Origin of the sequence: Devosia sp. (genome assembly GCF_028290625.1) — a bacterium.
Lineage (GTDB): Bacteria > Pseudomonadota > Alphaproteobacteria > Rhizobiales > Devosiaceae > Devosia.
On sequence record NZ_JAQGJM010000012.1, the window covers coordinates 168450 to 188369 of the forward strand.

Consider the following 19920-nt stretch of genomic DNA (forward strand, 5'->3'; position numbering starts at 1 on the left):
ATTTTGACGTGAGTACGGACGTGCCTGCACCGTTGGAGAATGACGAGCACGGATCGGCAAAAGCGCGGGCACCGCGTGCCGATGCGCAGCGCAATCTCGATACGCTGCTGCAGACCGCCGCCGAGGTGTTCGCCAGTTCTGGCGTCGACGCGCCGGTGCGCGAGATCGCGGAAAAGGCCGGCGTCGGCATCGGTACGCTCTACCGCCACTTTCCCAACCGTGCCGAGCTGGTCGCCGCGGTCTTCCGCCGCGAAATCGATGCCTGTGCAAATGCCGCCGAACCCCTAGCCGCGGCCCATCCGCCGTTTGAGGCCCTGTCGCTATGGATCGAACGCTATGTGGGGTTTGTCGCGACGAAAAAAGGCCTGGCGGCGGCCCTGCATTCGGGCGACGCCGCCTATGAGAGCTTGCCGCCCCATCGAAACCAGCGCCTGATCCCGGCCCTGCGCGGGCTGCTTGACACCGCCGCTTCGGCAGGAGAGATCCGGTCCGGCGTCGACGCCTATGACCTACTCAACGCCGTGGGCAGTCTCTACATGTCGGTGCGCGACGAACCAGGCGCCGAAAGCGCGCGCCGCATGGTGGCCTTGCTGATCGACGGGCTGCGCTACGGCGCAACGGGGCGGCCGGAAGCCTAGCCCTGAGCTTCAATCATGGCCTTGATTTTGACGGCCTTCTCGAAGTGGTCGAGGCGGTGGGTTTGGATCCACCAGGTGGCGGCCTCCATCAGCAGTTCTGGGTCGTCATTCCGGTTGGCGAAGAAGGCGTAGAAGGACAGCCCGACACCCGATCCCTTCTGGGCGATCTTGGCATCGCAGATGGCCAGGGCCTTTTGTCGGAGGGACGGTCGCATGGGAGCCTCTTGCGCAAACAAAAGGGGCGCCGGAGGCGCCCCAGTTTCGGGAGGGATCGGGAAAGTTCAGCGCCGCTTGCGGTCGACCTGGTGGTAGGCCTTGCGGGCATGGAACTCGCAGTATGGGCTCGTATCCTGGGCGTGGCCACCGCAGAAGTAGAAGTCCTTGTTGAGCGGGTCGCCGATTGGCCACTTGCAGGTGTCCTCGGTCAGTTGCAGCAGGCTCAGGCGCTTGTCTTCGGGAATGAAGATTTCCTGGCTGGCCGGCGCCACATAGAGCTGGGCCTCGATCTCGGGGCTCGAGGCCAGGGCGGTGGCACCCATGGTCTGCGGCCGGCTGTTCATGCTGGCGCGGGCCTTGTTCATCCCCGCCATCGCATTGCCGATGGTCGAGGCAGGGCTGGCCACCCGGCGCGGCGCGGGACGCGCTGCCGGACGGGCGCGCGGCGCCGAATTGGTGGGCTTGGCCCGGGCTGAAAGTTTAAGCCGGTGAACCTTGCCGATGACGGCGTTGCGGGTCACCCCTTCGCCGAGTTCGCCCGCGATCTGGCTGGCGCTCAGGCCCTCCATCCAGAGCTTCTTGAGAAGTTCGACGCGCTCGTCGGTCCAGCCCATCGGCTGCGCTCCTGAAACCATCGTCAAAGCAGAATCCTTCATTGCGCTCCCAGAATGGCCTGGTCGCCAAATATCGCTATACGTCGTATGTTAGGCGGGTCCGCCACACGAGATATCGTGTCCCCAACGGTTTCTATAGTACGCCATCGGTGGAATCGGGATCAAGAGTCCAAGCCCATTTTCCCCGGAAAAACGACTGGTTAACATCGCGTAAAGAAAGCCTGAGTCAATTCAGTCACTTGGCTGGCAAACATTGACTTTCAAAGCAAAAATGCTCTATGTCGGAGGCTGAACGCGCTGCAAAAATGGAGCGCGTTTTTGGTTTTTTCGGGGCCGCCGATAATTCCATCCCCGCCCTGTGCTTTGTCTGTCACACCCAATAAAGGTCAATGTCCATGTCTGCGCTTTTTGGCACCTATGCTCGGTCCGAACTCTCGTTTGAGCGCGGCGAAGGCATGCGCCTTTTTGACCAGAACGGCGTGGCCTATCTGGATTTCCATTCCGGCATCGCCGTTAATGCGCTCGGCCATGCCGATCCGCACCTGGTGGCGGCGCTGAAGGGCGCTGCCGACAAGGTCTGGCACACGTCCAACGTGTTCACCATTCCCGAGCAGGAACGGCTGGCGCAGCGGCTGGTCGACAGCACCTTCGCTGACTCGGTGTTCTTCACCAATTCGGGCGCCGAGGCGCTGGAATGCGCCATCAAGACGGCGCGGCATTATTTCTTCGCCAAGGGCGAGCCCGACCGCTTCGAAATCCTGGCCTTCACGGGCAGCTTCCACGGCCGCACCATGGGCACGATCGCGGCCGGCGGCAATCCGAGCTACCTCGAAGGCTTCGGGCCGGCCATGCCCGGCTTCACCCATGTGGCACCCGGCGATCTGGCTCTGGTGGAGGCGGCCATCACTCCGCACACCTGCGCCATCCTGATCGAGACCGTGCAGGGCGAAGGCGGCGTGACCGCCATGACCAGCGAATTCATGCAGGGCCTGCGCGCGCTGTGCGACAAGCATGGCATGCTGCTGGTGCTCGACGAAGTGCAGTGCGGCTATGGCCGGACCGGCCGCTTCTTCGCTTTCGAGTGGAGCGGCATCACGCCCGATATCGTTGCGGTGGCCAAGGCCATCGGGGGCGGCTTCCCGCTGGGCGCGTGCCTCGCCAAAGGCGATGTCGCGGCCTCCATGGTGCCCGGCACGCATGGCTCGACCTATGGGGGCAATCCGCTGGCGACCGCTGTCGGCAATGCGGTGCTCGACCGTATTCTGGCGCCCGGTTTCCTCGACCATGTCAACCAGATGGGCCAGAAGCTGGCCTGGCATCTGCAGCAGCTCGCGCAGCGCTTCCCCGATTTCGTTGTGGAACAGCGCGGCAAGGGCCTGCTGGCGGGCATCAAGATCACCCCGCCGGTGCGCGATTTCGTCGCCCGGCTGCGCGCCGACCATCAATTGCTGGCCATCGGGGCCGGCGACAATGTACTGCGCCTGCTGCCGCCCCTGATCGTCACCGAAGCCGATATCGAAGAGGCGATCGACAAGATCGCTGCGGCGTTCAGCGCGATCGAGGCGGAAGTGGCCTCGGTGCCGGCAGTCGACTGATGCAAGACGCAACCGAATATTTCGGACGGCGACGACGCGGTTTGTTTCCTCCACCCTGAGTGGAGGCAGCATTCATTGCGGTGCCCGTAGGGGTGCCGCCCGCTTTTCTATGCGTCACAAAGGAACCCGGCCCATGACATCGACCGGCACACCAAGGCATTTTCTCTCGATCGACGATTTCGACTATTCCCAATTGCGCGGCATGCTCACCGCCGCTGGCTCGCTCAAAGCCCGCCTCAAGCAGGGCGACCGCCCGCAATTGCTCAAGGACAAGGTCCTGGCGATGATCTTCGAGCGCCAGTCCACTCGTACCCGCGTCAGCTTCGACGTCGGCATGCGCCAGTTGGGCGGCGAGACCATCATGCTATCCGGCCAGGAAATGCAGCTCAGCCGTGAGGAGACGCTCAGCGACACTGCACGCGTTCTCAGCCGCTATGTGGATGCGATCATGATCCGCATTCTCAGCCATGCCGACCTACTCGAACTGTCCGAGGCCGCGACCGTGCCGGTGATCAACGGGCTGACGCGTCGCGCGCATCCGTGCCAGATCATGGCCGACCTGATGACCTTCGAAGAGCATCGCGGCAACATCAAAGGCGCCAAGGTGGCCTGGGTCGGCGACAGCAACAATGTGCTGCATTCCTGGGTCAATGCGGCCGAGGTGTTCGAATGCCAACTCACCATCGCGACGCCTGAGGAATATAGCCCCGAAAAGGACCTGATGGACGACATCCGCCGCGCCGGCGACAAGGTGCGGCTGATCCAGGATCCGCGCGAAGCAGTCGAGGGCGCCGACCTCGTCATCACCGACACCTGGGTGTCGATGGGCGACGTCGATATCGCGGAGCGCCGCCGGGTCTTGAAACCCTACCAGGTCAACCCCAATTTGATGGCCTTGGCGGACAAGAACGCTCTCTTCATGCACGACCTGCCCGCGCATCGCGGTGACGAGGTGACCGACGAGGTAATCGACGGTCCTCAATCGGTTGTGTGGGACGAGGCCGAAAACCGCCTCCACGCACAAAAAGCCATCCTGTGCTGGGCCTTCGGCGTTGAGACGAATTAAGAACAGATTTCTGGTTTAGACAGCTCTCTGTTCAACTACGGCGTCATTCCCGCGCAGGCGGGAATCCATTCTCTGGTTATCGCCAGCAGAGCAGAATGGGTTCCCGCTTGCGCGGGAATGACGTTGTGGTTTGATCAACGCCGGAAGGCCAAGCCTGCCGAAAGAACCGATACAAATGACGACGGACGCGACCGCCATGCCTGACACACTGATGAGTTCCCTCGGCCTCGATCGCCCGGAAACCGGCGATGACGCCGTCGTGCCGTTCACGCTCGACAAACTCGATACCCGTGGCCGCTCGGTGCGGCTGGGCGAGGCGCTCGACACTATTTTGAGCCGGCACAATTATCCGGCTCCGGTCGCGCGCCTGCTGGGCGAAGCGGTGGTGCTGGCCTCGCTGATCGGCTCGTCGCTGAAGTTCGACGGCCGCTTCATCATGCAGACCCATACGGATGGTCCGGTGAACCTGCTGGTCGTCGATTTCGACGCGCCGGACGGGATTCGCGGCTATGCGCGCTACGATCATGACGCTCTGCTCAAGGCATCCGAGGAGGGCAAGACCAAGCCGGGCGAATTGCTGGGCCACGGCCACCTCGCCATGACCATCGACCAGGGCGCCGACATGGAGCGCTATCAGGGTATTGTCGCGCTCGAAGGAGAATCCCTCGAAGAGGTGGCGCATACCTATTTCATGCAGTCCGAACAGATCCCCACCATGGTGCGGCTGGCGGTCGCCGAATTCATGCAGAAGGGCGATCACCGTGCCCATTGGCGCGCCGGCGGCGTGTTGATCCAGCATCTGCCCCAGCATGGGCAATCGATGATGGCCGACCTGCCCGGCGATGGCGACTTCGACAATCCGCACACTTCGGACCCCGACTTCGTCGAGCCCGACGTGTGGAACGAGGCCAAGACGCTGTTGATGACGCTGGAAGATATCGAACTGGCCGATCCCGACCTGTCGCCGGAGCGGATGCTGTTCCGGTTGTATCACGAGACCGGTGTGCGGGTGTTCACCCCCACGACGCTGGTCGAGCGCTGCACTTGCTCGGTCGACAGGATCGAAGACATGCTGGCCACCAGTTTCACGCCCGAGGACCGCGAGGAAATGGCGGTGGATGGCGAGATCGAAGTGGTGTGCGAGTTCTGCTCGACCGCCTATCACTTCAATCCGCATCAGTTTGACGCCAAGCACTAAGACTAAAATCGTCGAAACAGTCAGCACCGCTGCCCCATCGGGCGGCGGTTTTTTGCTTACTTACAAGCACTTGCGCAATTGTACATTTATGACACTATGCCCGTAGAGTAAAAACAGGCGGGGCAGCGCCAGTTGATCTTCTTGGGGACGTCGCATCGCGCGCGGGCAGCGCGCATGGCCGATGGGTATTGGGCTATCGTCCGCCATACTCAGTTGACCTTTTGTCGGTCCGGCTGAGCTATGTCCGACGCGCTGAACCTCATCGAGGCGGTGATCGGGGGGAGCCATGCCCATGGCTTGAGTGCCGAACAGGTGCTCGAGCGCGCGCTGGAGCGGCAGGTCGACCCGCTCAGTTACTGCGCCAATACCCTCAGTCTCGGACAGGTCACGGTGATGGAGCGGGCGGCGCGCTGGGCCGGCTTCGCCTTCTACAAGGTGATCCCGCGCGGCCTGGCAGGCCACGCCGAACACTATCCCCTCGCAGAACTGGCGCGAGCGCGCGCTGTGCCGCTTCGGCTGATCGACCGCGACGTGTTCTTCTCCGCCCCCGGCTTCTTTGAAATGCTGGCGCTCAGAATCCGGCTGCGCGAGCGGCCGCAATTGCATCGCCGCGTATGTTTCGTGCCCGACGCGGCGATCCGCGATTATCTGGTTCAGGCCAGTTCGGGCGCCCTGATCGACAATGCCCGCCAAGGGCTGGCACGGCGCTGGCCGCTGGCCACGGCGCAACTGGAGCTGACCCGGCCGGTGCGGATCGGCTTCGTGGCCGGACTGGTTTTGCTGGTCACGTTCATGCTGCTGGTGCCGTTTTGGGGACAAGACTGGCTGTTGCCGCTGGCGCTGCTGATCCTGGGCGTGCCGGCGGCGCTGCGGCTGGCCGCAAGCTGGCACGGCCTGTGGCACGGCGCGCCGCAGCCGGCGGCAATCCGGCCCGACGATGGTGACCTGCCGGTCTATTCGGTGCTGGTACCCTTGCGCGACGAGGCGCATATGGTGCCGCAACTCTATCGCGCCTTGCTGGCGCTGGATTACCCCGCCGAAAAGCTAGACATCAAATTCGTCGTCGAAGAGCGCTCGTGCGCGACGATCGAGGCGGTGGAGCAGTTGCCGGACAATCCCAGCTTTTCCCTGATCCGGGTGCCCGATGCGGCTCCGCGAACCAAACCTAAGGCGTTGGATTTTGCGCTGCCGGCCTGCCGCGGCGATTTGGTCGTGGTGTTCGACGCCGAGGATACACCCCATCCCGATCAGCTCTGGCAGGCCGCAGCCGCGTTCCGCGAGCGGCCCGACGTGCAGTGCCTGCAGGCCGAATTGTTCATCGACAATGCCGACGAACGCTGGCTGGCCGGCCTGTTCGCGGGCGAATATGCCGGGCTGTTCGGCGCCCTGCTGCCGGCGTTTGCCGATTGGCAATTGCCGATGCCGCTGGGAGGCACGTCCAATCATTTCCGCATCGCGGCACTGCGCGATATTGGCGGCTGGGACGCTTTCAACGTCACCGAGGACGCCGATCTGGGCATGCGGCTGGCGCGGCGGGGCTACCGCACCGAAATGCTGGCCTCGAGCACCCTTGAGGAAGCGCCGACGCAATGGCGGACATGGCTGGGCCAGCGCACTCGCTGGATGAAGGGCTGGATGCAGACGTTCATCGTGCACAATCGCCATCCCGGAACGCTGCTGGCCCAGATGGGCTGGCGCTCCATGCTGGCTTTCGAAATCGTCGTGCTATCGATGATCCTGTCGCCCCTGCTGCACACCGCGCTGCTGCCGATCCTGCTGGTGCAGGCGCTGCTGGGCCAGCCGGTCTTCGGCGCCATGGGCTGGAATTGGGCGTCATTGAATCTGGGGCTATTGTGCTTCGGCTATGCCAGCAGTCTGGCGCTGACCCTGGTCGGCCTGCACCGGCAGCGGCGCTACCGGCTGTTTGCGCTGCAATTGCTGCTGCCGTTCTATTGGCTGCTGCTGGCCGTGGCGACATTGCGGGCGCTGCACGAACTGCTCGACCGGCCGTTTTATTGGGCCAAGACCGAGCATAGAGTGCGCAAGACCGGCGCGGGCGCGGCAAGAGGGCGGATCATCAAGACGGGCGGCGTCTCCAACCCGAAGCCAGCCGAATAGCGCCCGGAGGGTGGTTTTCCGCTCCTAGCTCCGCCAGCGTGGCGAGGGCTCGAAGAGGGTTTGCAGCGTCTCGGGTGCTTCCCCGTTGATCCGCCGCAGCAGCAGGCGCGTCAGCTCCTCGCCGGCGGTGAACACATCCTCGACGATGCTGTCGAGCTTGGGGAACAGCGTCGGCAGGATGTCCGAGGTCTGCTTGAAGATCATCTCGATGCCCTGCCCGAGGTGCAGGCCGCCGTCCTGCAGGCCGCCGATGAGGGCGATGGCGCGCATTTCGCTGTCGCAGATGATGCCGTCGGGGCGGTTGGCCTGGCGGGTGATGTCGAGGCCGAGCTGGCGGATTTCGTCGGGCCTTCCGCGCAGGGCAGCACTATCCTGGACCGTGCCGACAATGCCCAGCCGGGCCGTGGCGTGGCGGAAGGCGGTGACGATATTGTGGTGGTTGGTGGTGCTGTCGTCGCCCACCAGCATCAGCAGGTGCTTGCAGCCCTTGGCGGCCAGCCGCTCGGCCGCCACCGTGGCAAAGGCCTCGGAATGGAAATCGTGATAGGCGTGCTGAGTGAAAAACTCGGTGCGGCCATGGCTGACAAAGGGGAAGTTGGCGTCCATCAGCAGTTGCACCCGCCGGTCGCGCGGGCCGGTATGGGTGATGATGACGCCATCGGCGGTGCGGTTATCGAGCACGTAGCGCACGGTTTCCACCGATTGGGTGCGCACGAATTCGGGGATCACCGTCAGATGGTAGCGCGAGCCCCTTATTGCCTGGCCGATCCCCTGGATCATCTGGCGGGCGAAATCGATGGAATCGTCGCCGCCATCGAGCACCAGGGCGATCACATTGGTCTTGCCGGTTCGCAGGCGCACGCCGGCCCGGTCCGGCACGTAGCCGACGGCCTTGGCGGCCTCGGCCACCTTGCGCCGCGTCTCCTCCTTGAGCGCGGTGCCACCGCGCAGCGACAGCGAAACCGTCGACTGGCTGAGCCCCGTCAGTTCGGAAATCGTGCGCAGCGTGGCGCGCTGGCCGATCGCCCCCGCGCCGTTCCCGCTACCCTTGTCTTTGCCACCAGCCATTGTCTGTCCGCTTGTCTCCAGCGGTCTTTTACACCCTGTGGTGACGATTCAAAACAGCGAAGATTTTGCAACGATGCAGCATGATGTACGTTCATCAACCGGCGATGTTCACAGGACATCTCCATCCTAAACCATTCACATAAAATGAAATAAATGAAATGGGCAAAAGCGTTTCCGCTGATTTTCGACAAACCGTTGCAACGTTGCAATTTACATGATTACCTTTGCCGGCGTCGGAGGAGGGTTCGGCGCAAGGGCCGCGCAATGTCGCGGTGGAGCACCTGAGGAGGAGTTCATGCTCAAACGGAATCTAATGGCGACGGTCGCCGCTGTGGCCATGGCCGCGGCGTCGGTCATCCCAGCCCACGCCGAAATCACCTTTATGTACGCCACATGGCTCTCGGGCCTGGTGGAACCGGGTGTCGCCAATTTCGAAAAAGCAACCGGCGAAACGGTCAATGCCATCAAGCTGCCCGATCAGGGCTATGACCAGCGCGTGGCGCTGGACCTGTCGGCCGGCACTGCCGCCGACGTGGTGCTGATGGACAGCTTCATGGTGAGCGAGCTGGCTTCGGCGGGCTATCTGCACCCGCTGGACGAACTCGCCGCCGGCTGGGATCAATATCAGTATTATCTCAAGGGCCTGATCGAAGTCGGCTCCTATGACGGCAAGGTCTACTCCCTGCCCACCGACACCGACGTGCGCATGCTGTGGTACAACAAGGCCAATTTCGAAAAGGCAGGCATTGCCATGCCATGGGAGCCCAAGAGCTGGGCCGACGTGCTCGATGCAGCCCAGAAGCTCAAGGACGCGGGCGTCGAATATGCGTTCCAGCTTCCCGCCGGCACCAAGCAGGGCGAAGCCACCACGATGCAGGGCTTCTACATGGCGCTGCTTGGGGCCGACGTTCCCGAAGGGGATCGCAATCGCTTGCGCGACCGTACCAGCGGCAAGTGGATTGGCGACAGCCCGGGTATCCGCAAGACCCTGCAGCTCTATCACGACGTTTACGTGGAGAAGAGCCTGACGGCGCCGGACCTGAACTACGCCACCGATATCGGCGCTTCGGTGCGTGAGGCCATGGCCAACAACACCATCGGCATTCTGGCTTCCGGCTCGTGGGAAGATGCGTGCCTGTGGGATTGCACCGGCGCCAATGTGCCTAGCCGCGAAGAGCGCGATGCGCTGGTCGGCTGGACGCCATGGCCGGGCTCGGGTGATCCGGGCACCAATGCCACCACCAATATCTCGGGTGGCTGGGCCGTGGGCATCAACGAAAAGGCCGCCGACAAGGACCTGGCCTTCGGCTTGGTGAAGGCCATCTTCGACAAGGATAACTTCGAAGCCTGGACCATCGCCAACCACCGCATGGGCGTGCGGACCGATATTTCGGAGTCCCCGGAATATACCCAAGACGCCTATCTGGCCAAGGCGACGGCTCTTGCCGCCACCACGACCGGTCGCGACACCGTCCCCGGCTACCAGACCGTTTCGGCTCTGATCCAGCAGGCAACCGCCGATATCCTCGACGGCTCCAGCGTGGATGACGTGGTCAAGGAATATCACGACGCCCTGGTCGACGAGTTCGGCGCAGACGCGGTCGAGACCTACGAGTAATACCGAGGCCCTCCCGGCACGGCGGCGCTTCGGAGCAATCCGAACGCCGCCAGTACCGGGATTTTAGAAGAATACGGAGCGGCGGCTCCCCTCCCCCTTGAGGGCAGGGGTGGGGTGGGGTTTGTTGGACGGGGCGGAGCGCGTTGCGGCAACGCCACTCCCGGTTTGACCAACCCCCACCCTAGCCTCTCCTCCATATCGAGGACGCGGGATCTCCGCGATCAATTGGGAAATCCAGCCGAATGGCGATGAAAAACCAGATCAATCCCTGGCTGGCCTCCAATGTCTGGTTGCTGGTCATCGCCATGTTGCCGGCCTTCCTGCTGCTCGCCGCGCTGATCTATTTCACCGCTTGGGCCTTCAGCTTCTCCTTCACCGATCTTGAGCTCGTCGGCCGTAAGTCGGTCAACTGGAGCTGGGTCGGCTTTGAAAATTACGTGCGCCTATGGACCCGCAAGGGGTTCCTCGATGCGCTGTGGACCACGGTTATCTTCACCTTCTTCTCCGCCATTGTGGGCCAGAGCGTGCTCGGTTTCCTGCTGGCGGGGGCGCTGCGCACCACGCGGTCCAACCTGCGCAGCTTCATCGAAGTGGCCATCATGCTGGGCTGGCTGTTGCCCGATATCGTCGCGGCGTTCCTGTGGTCGGCGACCACCTCTCAGACCGGGCTGATCAACAACCTGATCATCACGCCTTTGGGCTTCAAGCCGGTCAATTTCATCAGCGAATTCGCGCTGCCGGTGGTGACCATCGCCAATATCTGGAAGGGCACGGCCTGGAGCTACCTGCTGTTTTCCGCCGCGCTGGACTCGGTGTCGCGCGAAGTCGTGGAGGCCGCCAAGGTCGATGGAGCGACGCCGTTCCAGCGCATCTGGCTGGTGATCCTGCCGATCATAAGGCCGCATATCGCGACGAACATGCTGTTCATCACCATCTGGACCTTCACATATTTCCCGCTGATCTACGCGCTGACCGGCGGCGGGCCGGGGCGGCAGAGCGAGACGCTGGCCATCTTCATGTACAAACAGAGCTTTGGCACCGGCAAGCTGGGCTATGGCAGCGCCATTTCAGTGGCCATGCTGCTCATCGTCGGCGCCCTGTCGCTGATCTATCTGCGCCTGCTGCGGGAGCCTAAATAATGGAAAATGAAGGCCATTCCCGCGCCATGGCGTTGGCGCTATCGTTCATGGCGCTGATCTGGATCAGCCCGTTTGCGTGGCTCATCCTCAACGCCTTCGATCCGGCGGCGACCGGCCGGCTGGCGATACCGCAGGGCGTCACGCTGGGCAACTTCGCCCAGGCGATGAGCGGCAATGCGGGGCGGCAGTTCCTCAACTCGATCTATATTGCGGCGGGTACCGCGACGCTGACGGTGATCGTCGGCATCGCCGCCGCCTATCCGCTGTCGCGGCTGAAAATCCCCGGCCGCAATGCGTTCCTGTGGGCGCTGGTGGTGATGCGTATGCTGCCATCGATCGGCGTGCTGGTGCCGATGTATTTCGTGTCGCAATCCATGGGCTTGTTGAACAATTACGGCGTCGTGCTGGCCTTGACGATTTTGAACCTGCCGTTCACGCTGCTGCTGCTCAAGAATTTCTTCGATACGGTGCCGGTCGAGCTAGAGGAGGCCGCTTACGTCGAGGGCGCCAGCCTCTGGCACATCGTCACCCGCATCGTGCTGCCGCTATCGCGGGCCGGCATTGCGGTGGTGTGGTTCTTCACCTTCACCGGCGCCTGGAACGAGTTCCTGCTGCCGCTGATCTTTTCGCGCACCGAACAGGGTTTTCCGATGTCGGTGGGCCTCTATGCCGCTTTTGGCCAAAATGGTGCGATCCAGTACGGGTTCCTGGCGGCCTATTCCATTATCTACGCAGCGCCGGCGGTCGGCGTCTATTTCTTGTTACGGCGCAACATGAACACAGGTTTCGCCGGTGTCGGAGTTAAAGGATGACCTATTCCAATCCCCTGTCCACCAAGCTTGCGCTGATGGACGATGACCTGAAAACCGAGGGGAAGCTGCTGCGGCTATGTGCCGACCTGCGCGCCAAGATTTTGACGCCGGTCGCCACGCCATTCCAGTGGCATTATATCGAGGAAAATCTCGCCGCCGATGTGGCGCTCAAGGCCAATTGGCAGGCCTGGAAAAAGTTCGACGAGCGCACTGTCTGGGCGCGCAGCCAGGACAATACCTGGTTCGCGGCCGAAGTGACCGTCCCCAAGGAAGCTGCTGGCAAGACCTTCATCATGCGGGTGACCTCACAGTGGAGCGACCGGCCGGGCGGCACCGATCCGCAGTGCCTTGCCTATCTCGATGGCTCGACGGCGCAGGCGATCGACGGCAACCACAATGAACTGGTGGTGATGCGCAAGGCCAAGGCGGGCACCAAGCGCGTCGTCCATGTCAACGCATTTACGTTCTTCCCGCGGCTGCTGGTGGGCTTCACGGTTGAGTTCTTCATCCGCAACGAGCGGGCGGAAAAGCTCTATTACGACCTGCAGACGCCGCTGGAAGTGGCGACCCGCCTGCACCAGTCCGATCCGCGCCGCCATGCCATCACCAATCTGGTGAATGACGCGCTGCGAGCGCTGGACCGACGGGGTGCGCATACCGACGCCTTCGAAGCTTCGCTGGGCGCGGCCGAGAAGATCGCGGCGAAGATTTATCAGCTCAAGGACACCGAGGTGATGCCGACCATCACGGCGGTGGGGCATACCCATTTGGACGTCGGCTGGCTCTGGCGCGTGATGCATACGCGCGACAAGACGGGGCGCAGCTTCGCCACGGTGATCGAGCTGATGCTCGAATATCCGCAGTTCGTGTTCATGTACAACCAGTCGGTCCTGTTCAACTTCCTCAAGACCGATTACCCGGAAACCTGGGCGCGGCTGAAGGAAAAGGTCAAATCCGGCCAGTTCGAAATCGAAGGTGCGATGTGGGTCGAGCCCGACGTTAACATCGTTTCGGGCGAGAGCCTGGTGCGCCAGATCATGCGCGGGCGGCGGTTCCACATCGAGGAATTCGGCGTTACGCCCAAGACCGTCTGGCTGCCTGACACGTTCGGCTATTCGGCCAACCTGCCGCAGGTTATGGAGCGCTCGGGGCTGGAATATTTTGTCACCAGCAAGCTGAGCTGGAACGATACCGACCGGCATCCCTATGACACCTTCTTCTGGCGCGGCATCGACGGCACCAAGACCAAGGCGCAGCTGATCACCGCGCAGAAGTTCGGCAGCGAGCAGATCTACACCACGTACAACTCCGATCTTTCGGTCAGCGAAGTGATGGGCGCCTGGACCCGCTACGAGCCCAAGCAGGCCTATGACGAGGTGCTGCTGTGCTACGGCTATGGCGATGGTGGTGGCGGACCCACCCGGGCCATGATCGAGCGCGGTACGCGCTTGGAGCGCGGCATTCCGGGCGCACCCAAGCTCAAGCTGGAAGGCATTGCGCCGTTCCTCAATCGCCTCGGCACGGCGATGGAAGCTGATCCGGCCCGCTTCCCCGAATGGAATGGAGAGCTCTACCTGCAATATCATCGCGGCACGCTGACTTCGGTAGCCAAGAACAAGGCCAATAACCGCAGGTCCGAGCGGGTGATGAAAGAGCTCGAACTGCTCAGCGCCCTGGCGCATGCGCAGAGCGGCGCGGCTTACCCAACCGCCCAGATCAATACGTTCTGGGAGACCATTTTGATCAACCAGTTCCACGACATTTTGCCGGGCACTTCGATCCCGGAAGTCTATGTCGACTCGGACAATGAGTATGGCGAGCTGTTCTCGACCCTGGCCTCGGCCAATGGTCCGTGGCATTCGGCGGCGGCGGCTATTCCCGGCGCCAAGAGCGGCACGCGGCTGTTCAACTTTACCAGCCAGAGCAGGACGAATGCGCTGGTGAGCCTGGGCAGCGATGTTGGTCTCGATGGCGCCGGGCTTGCTCAGGGTGGCGCGACGCAGCCGTTGCAAAAGCTGGTCGGCGCCGGTGGCGAAACCAGCTATGCGGCCCCGGTCAGCGCTTTGGCGCCGCTGGGCTGGACTGGGGTGCAAGTTGTGTCCGGCGTTGCCGCCGGCAAGTCGAGCCTGTCGGTTTCGACCAGCAAGCTTGAGAATGCCTTGCTCAAGGTCAGCTTCGACAAGGCCGGCGAGATCACCTCGATCCTCGACAAGACGCGCAATCGCGAAGTCATCGCCAAGGGGCAGACCGGCAACCGGCTGATCGCTTACGAAGACAAGCCGATGGAGTGGGACGCCTGGGATATCGACCGCTATTTCGAGGAACAGTTCTGGCCGCTCAGCGACAGCAAGGCGAACATCACCGTGGTGGAAACCGGTCCGCATCGGGCGGCGATCCGGGTGGAGCGGACGTATAATCTGTCCAAGATCGTGCAGGTTATTTCGCTGGAAGCCGGCGCGCGGCAGCTTGAATTCGATACCTATGTCGACTGGCAGGAGCGCGCAACCGTGCTCAAGGCCTGTTTCCCGTTCGATCTCAACGTTTCGGAAATCCGCTCGGAAATCCAGTTCGGCCATGTGAAACGGGCGACCCATCGCAATACGAGCTGGGACAAGGCGCGCTTCGAGGCGTCGATGCATCGCTGGGTGGACATGAGCGAGACCGATTTCGGCGCCGCGCTGCTCAATGACTGCAAGTATGGCTATGACGCGCTGGAACAGACCGTGCGGCTAACGTTGCTGCGCGGCTCCAGCTTCCCTGACCCGAAGGCGGATCTGGGCGAACATCGCCTGCGCTATGGCCTGTTCGTGCACGATGGTGTCGCCGATCTGGCCCAGGTGCATCGTGCGGCGGAGCGGTTCAACAACCCGATCAGCGTATTGGGTTCGGTCAAGCCAGGCTCGGGCACGGGCAGCAGCGAAAGCTTCGCCTTCGCCACCTGCGATGCGCAGAATGTCACCATCGAGACCGTCAAGAAGGCGGAAAAGTCCGACGCACTGGTGCTGCGGGTTTTCGAAACCGCCAATACCCGCGCGACAGCGACGATCAAGTTCGGCCTGCCGATCAAATCGGCCAGGCTGGTGAACCTGATGGAAGAAGGCGACGAGGGGAAGGTCACGGTGGTGGACAACACCGTGGTGCTGGAACTGCGCCCGTTCCAGATCGCCACGCTGATGGTTGAGACGGCTTAAGGCCCCCTCATCCGCCCTTCGGGCACCTTCTCCCACGAGGGGAGAAGGTGGCTCGGTGGAGGGGCTAACAGCGGAGCTACCCCTCTCCCCTCGTGGGAGAGGGTGGATCGGCCGAAGGCCGAGACGGGTGAGGGGGTTGGCAATCGACCAGCCCGTCAACGAGAATAAGGAGACCACGATGAGCGATGTCCAACTAACCGGCGTGCACAAATCTTACGGCAGTGTGCCGGTGCTGCATGGCGTCGATCTGACGATCAAGTCGGGCGAGTTCGTGGTCTTTGTCGGCCCCTCGGGCTGCGGCAAGTCGACCCTGCTGCGGATGATCGCGGGGCTCGAAAACATTACCGGTGGTGAGGTCCGCATCGGCGGCAAGGTGGTCAATGACGTGCCCTCCCCGCAGCGCGGCATCGCCATGGTGTTCCAATCTTACGCGCTCTATCCGCATATGAGCGTCTACGACAACATGGCCTTCGGGCTGAAACTGGCCAAGACGCCCAAGGCGGAAGTCGACAAGCGCGTGCGCGAGGCGGCGCGGATTTTGCAGATCGAACCCTATCTCGACCGCATGCCCAAAGCCCTTTCTGGCGGCCAGCGCCAGCGCGTCGCCATCGGCCGCGCCATCGTGCGCCAACCGAAGGTGTTCCTGTTCGATGAGCCGCTATCCAACCTTGATGCGGCGTTGCGCGGGCAGACCCGCGTCGAGATCGCCAAGCTGCACGATACGCTCGACGCGACGATGATTTACGTGACGCACGATCAGGTCGAGGCCATGACCCTGGCCGACCGCATCGTGGTGCTCAATGCCGGGCGGATTGAACAGGTTGGCACGCCGCTGGAGCTGTACCGACACCCGGTCAACACGTTCGTGGCCGGCTTCATCGCCAATCACACGATGAATTTCGTCAATGTGACGCCGAAGGGATCGACGCTCACCCTGCCCGGCGGCAAGACCATCGCCAGCAGCAATCCGCAGATTGCCAAAGCGGCGAGCCTCGGCGTGCGCCCGGAACATCTGGGGCTGACCGACGCGGCGAGCGCGCAATTCACCGGCACCATCGAGGTCATCGAGCAGTTCGGCGAATATGCGCTGATCCACGTCGTGCTCGCCGACGGCAATCACCTGACGGTCAAACTGGACGGCGCGCCGGATCTGCATTTGCATACCGAAGTGCATGTCGGGTTAGATCCTGCTGTGGTGCATCTGTTCGACGCCGAGGGACGGGCGTTGCGGTCGGTCTAGCGGCTCACGGCAGCAGCACGTCCACCCGCATGCCCTCGCCTGGCTTGCTCTTGATGGTCAGCACGCCGCGGTGGCGGTGGACGATGTGCTTGACGATGGCGAGGCCGAGGCCGGTGCCTTTTTTCTTGCGGCTGGTGTCGGCGTCGATGCGGTAGAAGCGCTCGGTCAGCCGCGGTACATGCTCGGGCTCGACCCCCGGGCCATGGTCGGTGACGCTGACCTGATGCTGGAAGCCGACGCGGCCGGCCGCGCCGAGCTGGACCTCGACGGTCTTGCCGCTGGAGCCGTATTTGACCGCATTATCGATCAGGTTTTCGAAAACTTCGTAGAGCTGGCTGCGATCGCCTGTAGTGGTTGCCGGCCCATCCGGCAGGGTCATGACGATCTCGACATTGGCGGCGCGCGCCTGCATCTGCAGGCCGTCGCGGACTTCGCGCAACAGCGCCGCCAGATCGATGCTGCCGGTGGGGCGGACATGCTGGTGCATCTCGATGCGCGACAGGCTCAACAGGTCGTCGATCAGCTTGCTCATCCGCTCGGCCTGGCCGCGCATGATGACGAGGAATTTCTCCCGTGCCGCCGTATCCTTGGCGGCCGGGCCGAGCAGGGTATCGATGAAGCCCAGCAGGGACGCCAGGGGCGTGCGCAGTTCGTGGCTGGCATTGGCGACGAAGTCGGAGCGCATCGCATCGACGCGCTTGAGCTCGGTCAGGCTTTGAAAGGTTACGATCACGAGCCGGTCCTCGTCCTGGAACCATTCGACGTCGGGGCGGCGCAGGGGGGTGACGACGACCTTGTCCCAGGTCTCGGACGGCAGGGTTTCGTGCAGTTCGAACGTGCGCGTCGCGCCACTGCGACCGGCGCCATCGATGGCCTGCACCAGGTCCGGATTGCGCAGATAGAACGTGACCGGATTGCCGGTACTCAGATTGGGGAACTTCCGCGCGGCCGCGCCATTGGCGTGGGTGACGATGGCGCGCCGGTCCAGCAGCAGGCAAGGATCGGTCAGCGCGTCGGCGAAAGCGGCGATCCATTGTTCGTCATCGGCGGCCTCGGTGGCGCCGGGCACCACGGTTTCGATGCGGATTTCAGCGGCCGGCAACAACGCCGCCACCACGGCCATGATGAGCAAGACCAGCAGCGCATTGATGGGGTTCAGCGAAGCGGACAGCACCAGCGCCAGCAGCACGCCGGCCAGCGCGAGCAGCAGCGTGGCCCGGCTGAGCAGGCGAGACATCAGCGTTACGACAAAGCTACGCGGTTGAGGGAGACTACGATCGAGCATCGGCACCGTAAAAAAACCAAAGCGGCCGGGGCCACTTGCACACAAGCGATCTTCATAGCACGTTCAATGCGACAAGGGAGAGACAGGTGAGCGATCCGTCCGACAACTTCGATATCGAAAATCCCAAATTGCCGAAAGACATCAAGAAGAATGCCATGCGCTCGGGCTTCTATCCCTATGCGGACAAGCTGGATTGGGATGTCTACGAGGCGGAAATGCTTGATCTGCAAAAGCAATTGGTGCTGCTGCAGGCCCATTTGGCCAAAACCGGCGAGCGCGTGATGCTGGTATTCGAAGGCCGCGACGCCGCCGGCAAGGGCGGCACCATCAAGACCTATCTGGAAAATCTCAACCCACGCTACAATCTGATCGCGGCGCTGCCCAAGCCGAACGATCGCGAAAGCACGCAATGGTATTTCCAGCGCTATGTCGACTGGCTTCCGGCCGCCGGAGAGACCGTTCTGTTCGATCGCTCCTGGTATAACCGGGCCGGGGTCGAGCCGGTGATGGGGTTCTGCACCCCCGAACAGACCGAGCATTTCCTCGAGGAAGCGCCCGAATTCGAAAAGCGCCTGACCAATGACGGCATTCATCTGTTCAAGTTCTGGCTGTCGATCGGCCGCGAAATGCAGCTCAAGCGGTTCCATGATCGGCGGCACGATCCGCTCAAGGTGTGGAAGCTGTCGCCGGTCGACCTGCAGGCGCTCGACAAATGGGACCCCTATTCCAAGGCCCGCGACGAGATGCTGAAGCGCACCGATAAGCCGCATGCGCGCTGGACCATCATTCGCGCCAACGACAAGCGGCGCGGCCGGCTCACCGTCATTCGCAGCGTGCTCGACCGGCTGGATTTTTCGGGGAAGGATTTGTCGAAAATCGGCAAGATCGATCCGAAAATCACCATGAGCGCCGAGGAATTTTTGGCGATGGACGGCGTGGATGCGGCGTAGGATCATTCAGACCAGGCTGAGCCGAAAAAGCTAGAGCACGCCGTCTTAGCTGTGGCGCACAGTCTCTCCTCCCCACCGATCTTCCCGCGGGCTTGACCCGCGGGCCCCTAACAGCATGGCACAAGCGGACAATGGTGAGGATGGATCAGGGTAGATACATGAGGATCGGAAGCGCAGAAAACCGACATCGCCGGCCAGCATCAGCCGAATGCAATTTGACCGGACGGTCAAATTATCCACAGGGGTTGGCGCGTTCCCTTTGACAGAGGCCGCAAAAGGCTTTCATCTGTCGTTAATCTTTCATGATCGCTGGTGAGGGCCGGCGCATGAAGATGGAAGTCCGGATCGGCGATCCGGCTGGGGCACGGCATGCTTGACGATCGTGCGGAGGTTCGCCGGGAGGCGAGCCAACTGCCGCCGGCAATCACCATCAATTCCGAGGGGCGCTCGCCCTTCGTATTGGTTTGCGACCATGCTTCCAATCGCGTTCCCGAGCGCTATGGCGATCTGGGCCTGTCGCTGGCGCAGCGGCTTGAACACATCGCCTGGGACCCGGGTGCGCTGTCGGTGTGCCAGGCGCTGGTCGACCTGCTCGATGCGCCGCTGGTGCATTCGACGGTGTCGCGGCTGATCATCGACTGCAACAGGGATACCAATTCGCCCGAGTTGATCCGCACGCTGTCGGAAGCCACGGTGATCGCCGCCAATATCGACGTGAGCCCCGAGGAACGGGCGCGGCGGATCGGCGATTATCACGCGCCGTTCCATCTCGCCATCGAACGGGTGCTGGACCAACGCGCCGAGCGAGGCCTGTCGACCGTGCTGGTTTGCATGCACTCGTTCACGCCGATCTATCTGGGCGTGCCGCGGCCCTGGCCGATAGGGCTGATCCATGGTCGCGACACCGGCTATACGCAAAAGCTGTTCGACGCGCTGAAGGCCGAAGACCCAGCGCTCGACCTGGGCTGGAACCAGCCCTATGCGGCGCTCAACGGGGTGACGCTGACGCTGGAGCGCCATGGCGACGGGCGCGGGCTCGACGCCACCATGATCGAAATTCGCAACAATGAAATTCTCGAACCTGCCGGGGTCGCCTTCTGGGCGGCGCGGCTGGCCCGCAGTCTGACGCAGGCGCATGAGGCGCGCAGCAGGACGGCGGCTCGCTAGACCAA

Annotated in this window: 16 protein-coding genes; 12 read left to right on the forward strand and 4 right to left on the reverse strand. The window is 62.7% G+C overall.

All coding sequences use genetic code 11. The features are described from left to right. Positions 1-20: 20 nt before the first annotated feature. Positions 21-638: a TetR/AcrR family transcriptional regulator gene (locus JWR51_RS06645; protein ID WP_299745585.1), complete on the forward strand. Its 618-nt coding sequence runs from the start codon at positions 21-23 to the stop codon at positions 636-638. Here JWR51_RS06645 and JWR51_RS06650 read toward each other — a convergent pair. Continuing rightward, the gene (locus JWR51_RS06650; protein WP_299745362.1) at positions 635-853 is read right to left on the reverse strand and encodes a DUF6500 family protein; all 219 of its coding nucleotides are present in this window, start codon (positions 851-853) and stop codon (positions 635-637) included. The genes JWR51_RS06645 and JWR51_RS06650 overlap by 4 nt on opposite strands. A gap of 66 nt (positions 854-919) precedes the next feature. After that, positions 920-1468, reverse strand: coding sequence for a GcrA family cell cycle regulator (locus JWR51_RS06655; RefSeq protein WP_299745365.1), 549 nt, complete (start codon positions 1466-1468; stop codon positions 920-922). A 389-nt stretch (positions 1469-1857) separates the two neighbouring features. Between JWR51_RS06655 and JWR51_RS06660 the strand changes: the two genes are divergently transcribed. The 4 genes from JWR51_RS06660 to JWR51_RS06675 all read left to right on the forward strand — a co-directional run bounded on the left by JWR51_RS06660 (position 1858) and on the right by JWR51_RS06675 (position 7445). Then, positions 1858-3063 (forward strand): aspartate aminotransferase family protein, encoded by a 1206-nt coding sequence (locus JWR51_RS06660; protein WP_299745367.1) that lies wholly within the window; start codon positions 1858-1860, stop codon positions 3061-3063. Positions 3064-3196: 133 nt separating this feature from the next. Further along, the gene (argF, locus tag JWR51_RS06665; RefSeq protein ID WP_299745369.1) at positions 3197-4129 is read left to right on the forward strand and encodes an ornithine carbamoyltransferase; all 933 of its coding nucleotides are present in this window, start codon (positions 3197-3199) and stop codon (positions 4127-4129) included. 175 nt (positions 4130-4304) lie between these two features. Then, positions 4305-5327, forward strand: coding sequence for an Hsp33 family molecular chaperone (locus JWR51_RS06670; RefSeq protein ID WP_299745371.1), 1023 nt, complete (start codon positions 4305-4307; stop codon positions 5325-5327). A gap of 240 nt (positions 5328-5567) precedes the next feature. Further along, positions 5568-7445 carry a glycosyltransferase gene (locus JWR51_RS06675; RefSeq protein ID WP_299745374.1) on the forward strand — a complete coding sequence of 626 codons (1878 nt, stop codon included), beginning with the start codon at positions 5568-5570 and terminating at the stop codon, positions 7443-7445. A 24-nt stretch (positions 7446-7469) separates the two neighbouring features. On the opposite strand, the gene JWR51_RS06680 is transcribed toward JWR51_RS06675, so the two are convergent. Further along, on the reverse strand, positions 7470-8513 hold the full coding sequence (locus JWR51_RS06680) for a LacI family transcriptional regulator (RefSeq protein ID WP_299745376.1): 1044 nt from the start codon (positions 8511-8513) through the stop codon (positions 7470-7472). 295 nt (positions 8514-8808) lie between these two features. On the opposite strand from JWR51_RS06680, the gene JWR51_RS06685 reads away from it, so the two are divergent. From JWR51_RS06685 to ugpC, 5 genes are all read left to right on the forward strand, one after another. Further along, entirely contained in the window at positions 8809-10131 is a 1323-nt protein-coding gene (locus JWR51_RS06685; RefSeq protein WP_299745379.1) for an extracellular solute-binding protein, read from the forward strand. 242 nt (positions 10132-10373) lie between these two features. Further along, positions 10374-11270 carry a sugar ABC transporter permease gene (locus tag JWR51_RS06690; protein WP_299745382.1) on the forward strand — a complete coding sequence of 299 codons (897 nt, stop codon included), beginning with the start codon at positions 10374-10376 and terminating at the stop codon, positions 11268-11270. Further along, on the forward strand, positions 11270-12082 hold the full coding sequence (locus tag JWR51_RS06695; protein WP_299745385.1) for a carbohydrate ABC transporter permease: 813 nt from the start codon (positions 11270-11272) through the stop codon (positions 12080-12082). The genes JWR51_RS06690 and JWR51_RS06695 overlap by 1 nt, the downstream gene beginning before the upstream one ends. Continuing rightward, positions 12079-15273: a glycoside hydrolase family 38 C-terminal domain-containing protein gene (locus tag JWR51_RS06700; RefSeq protein WP_299745387.1), complete on the forward strand. Its 3195-nt coding sequence runs from the start codon at positions 12079-12081 to the stop codon at positions 15271-15273. The genes JWR51_RS06695 and JWR51_RS06700 overlap by 4 nt, the downstream gene beginning before the upstream one ends. Before the next feature lie 178 nt (positions 15274-15451). Further along, on the forward strand, positions 15452-16513 hold the full coding sequence (gene ugpC / locus JWR51_RS06705) for a sn-glycerol-3-phosphate ABC transporter ATP-binding protein UgpC (protein WP_299745390.1): 1062 nt from the start codon (positions 15452-15454) through the stop codon (positions 16511-16513). A 4-nt stretch (positions 16514-16517) separates the two neighbouring features. Here ugpC and JWR51_RS06710 read toward each other — a convergent pair whose 3' ends face one another. Continuing rightward, a complete protein-coding gene (locus JWR51_RS06710; protein WP_299745393.1) occupies positions 16518-17750 on the reverse strand; it encodes an ATP-binding protein in 1233 nt (410 codons plus the stop codon). 134 nt (positions 17751-17884) lie between these two features. On the opposite strand from JWR51_RS06710, the gene ppk2 reads away from it, so the two are divergent. Beyond that, positions 17885-18748: a polyphosphate kinase 2 gene (ppk2, locus tag JWR51_RS06715; RefSeq protein ID WP_299745396.1), complete on the forward strand. Its 864-nt coding sequence runs from the start codon at positions 17885-17887 to the stop codon at positions 18746-18748. Positions 18749-19117: 369 nt separating this feature from the next. Beyond that, complete coding sequence (locus JWR51_RS06720) at positions 19118-19915, forward strand: N-formylglutamate amidohydrolase (protein WP_299745399.1); 798 nt, start codon at positions 19118-19120, stop codon at positions 19913-19915. Positions 19916-19920 lie beyond the last annotated feature (5 nt).

Coding starts and splice junctions, on each gene's coding strand:
- JWR51_RS06680 (WP_299745376.1), bottom strand. CDS start 8,513: ATGGCTGGTGGCAAAGACAAGGGTAGCGGGAACGGCGCGGGGGCGATC.
- JWR51_RS06670 (WP_299745371.1), top strand. CDS start 4,305: ATGACGACGGACGCGACCGCCATGCCTGACACACTGATGAGTTCCCTC.
- JWR51_RS06700 (WP_299745387.1), top strand. CDS start 12,079: ATGACCTATTCCAATCCCCTGTCCACCAAGCTTGCGCTGATGGACGAT.
- JWR51_RS06690 (WP_299745382.1), top strand. CDS start 10,374: ATGGCGATGAAAAACCAGATCAATCCCTGGCTGGCCTCCAATGTCTGG.
- JWR51_RS06675 (WP_299745374.1), top strand. CDS start 5,568: ATGTCCGACGCGCTGAACCTCATCGAGGCGGTGATCGGGGGGAGCCAT.
- JWR51_RS06710 (WP_299745393.1), bottom strand. CDS start 17,750: ATGTCTCGCCTGCTCAGCCGGGCCACGCTGCTGCTCGCGCTGGCCGGC.
- JWR51_RS06685 (WP_299745379.1), top strand. CDS start 8,809: ATGCTCAAACGGAATCTAATGGCGACGGTCGCCGCTGTGGCCATGGCC.
- JWR51_RS06650 (WP_299745362.1), bottom strand. CDS start 853: ATGCGACCGTCCCTCCGACAAAAGGCCCTGGCCATCTGCGATGCCAAG.
- JWR51_RS06720 (WP_299745399.1), top strand. CDS start 19,118: ATGCTTGACGATCGTGCGGAGGTTCGCCGGGAGGCGAGCCAACTGCCG.
- argF (WP_299745369.1), top strand. CDS start 3,197: ATGACATCGACCGGCACACCAAGGCATTTTCTCTCGATCGACGATTTC.
- JWR51_RS06655 (WP_299745365.1), bottom strand. CDS start 1,468: ATGGGCTGGACCGACGAGCGCGTCGAACTTCTCAAGAAGCTCTGGATG.
- ugpC (WP_299745390.1), top strand. CDS start 15,452: ATGAGCGATGTCCAACTAACCGGCGTGCACAAATCTTACGGCAGTGTG.
- JWR51_RS06695 (WP_299745385.1), top strand. CDS start 11,270: ATGGAAAATGAAGGCCATTCCCGCGCCATGGCGTTGGCGCTATCGTTC.
- JWR51_RS06660 (WP_299745367.1), top strand. CDS start 1,858: ATGTCCATGTCTGCGCTTTTTGGCACCTATGCTCGGTCCGAACTCTCG.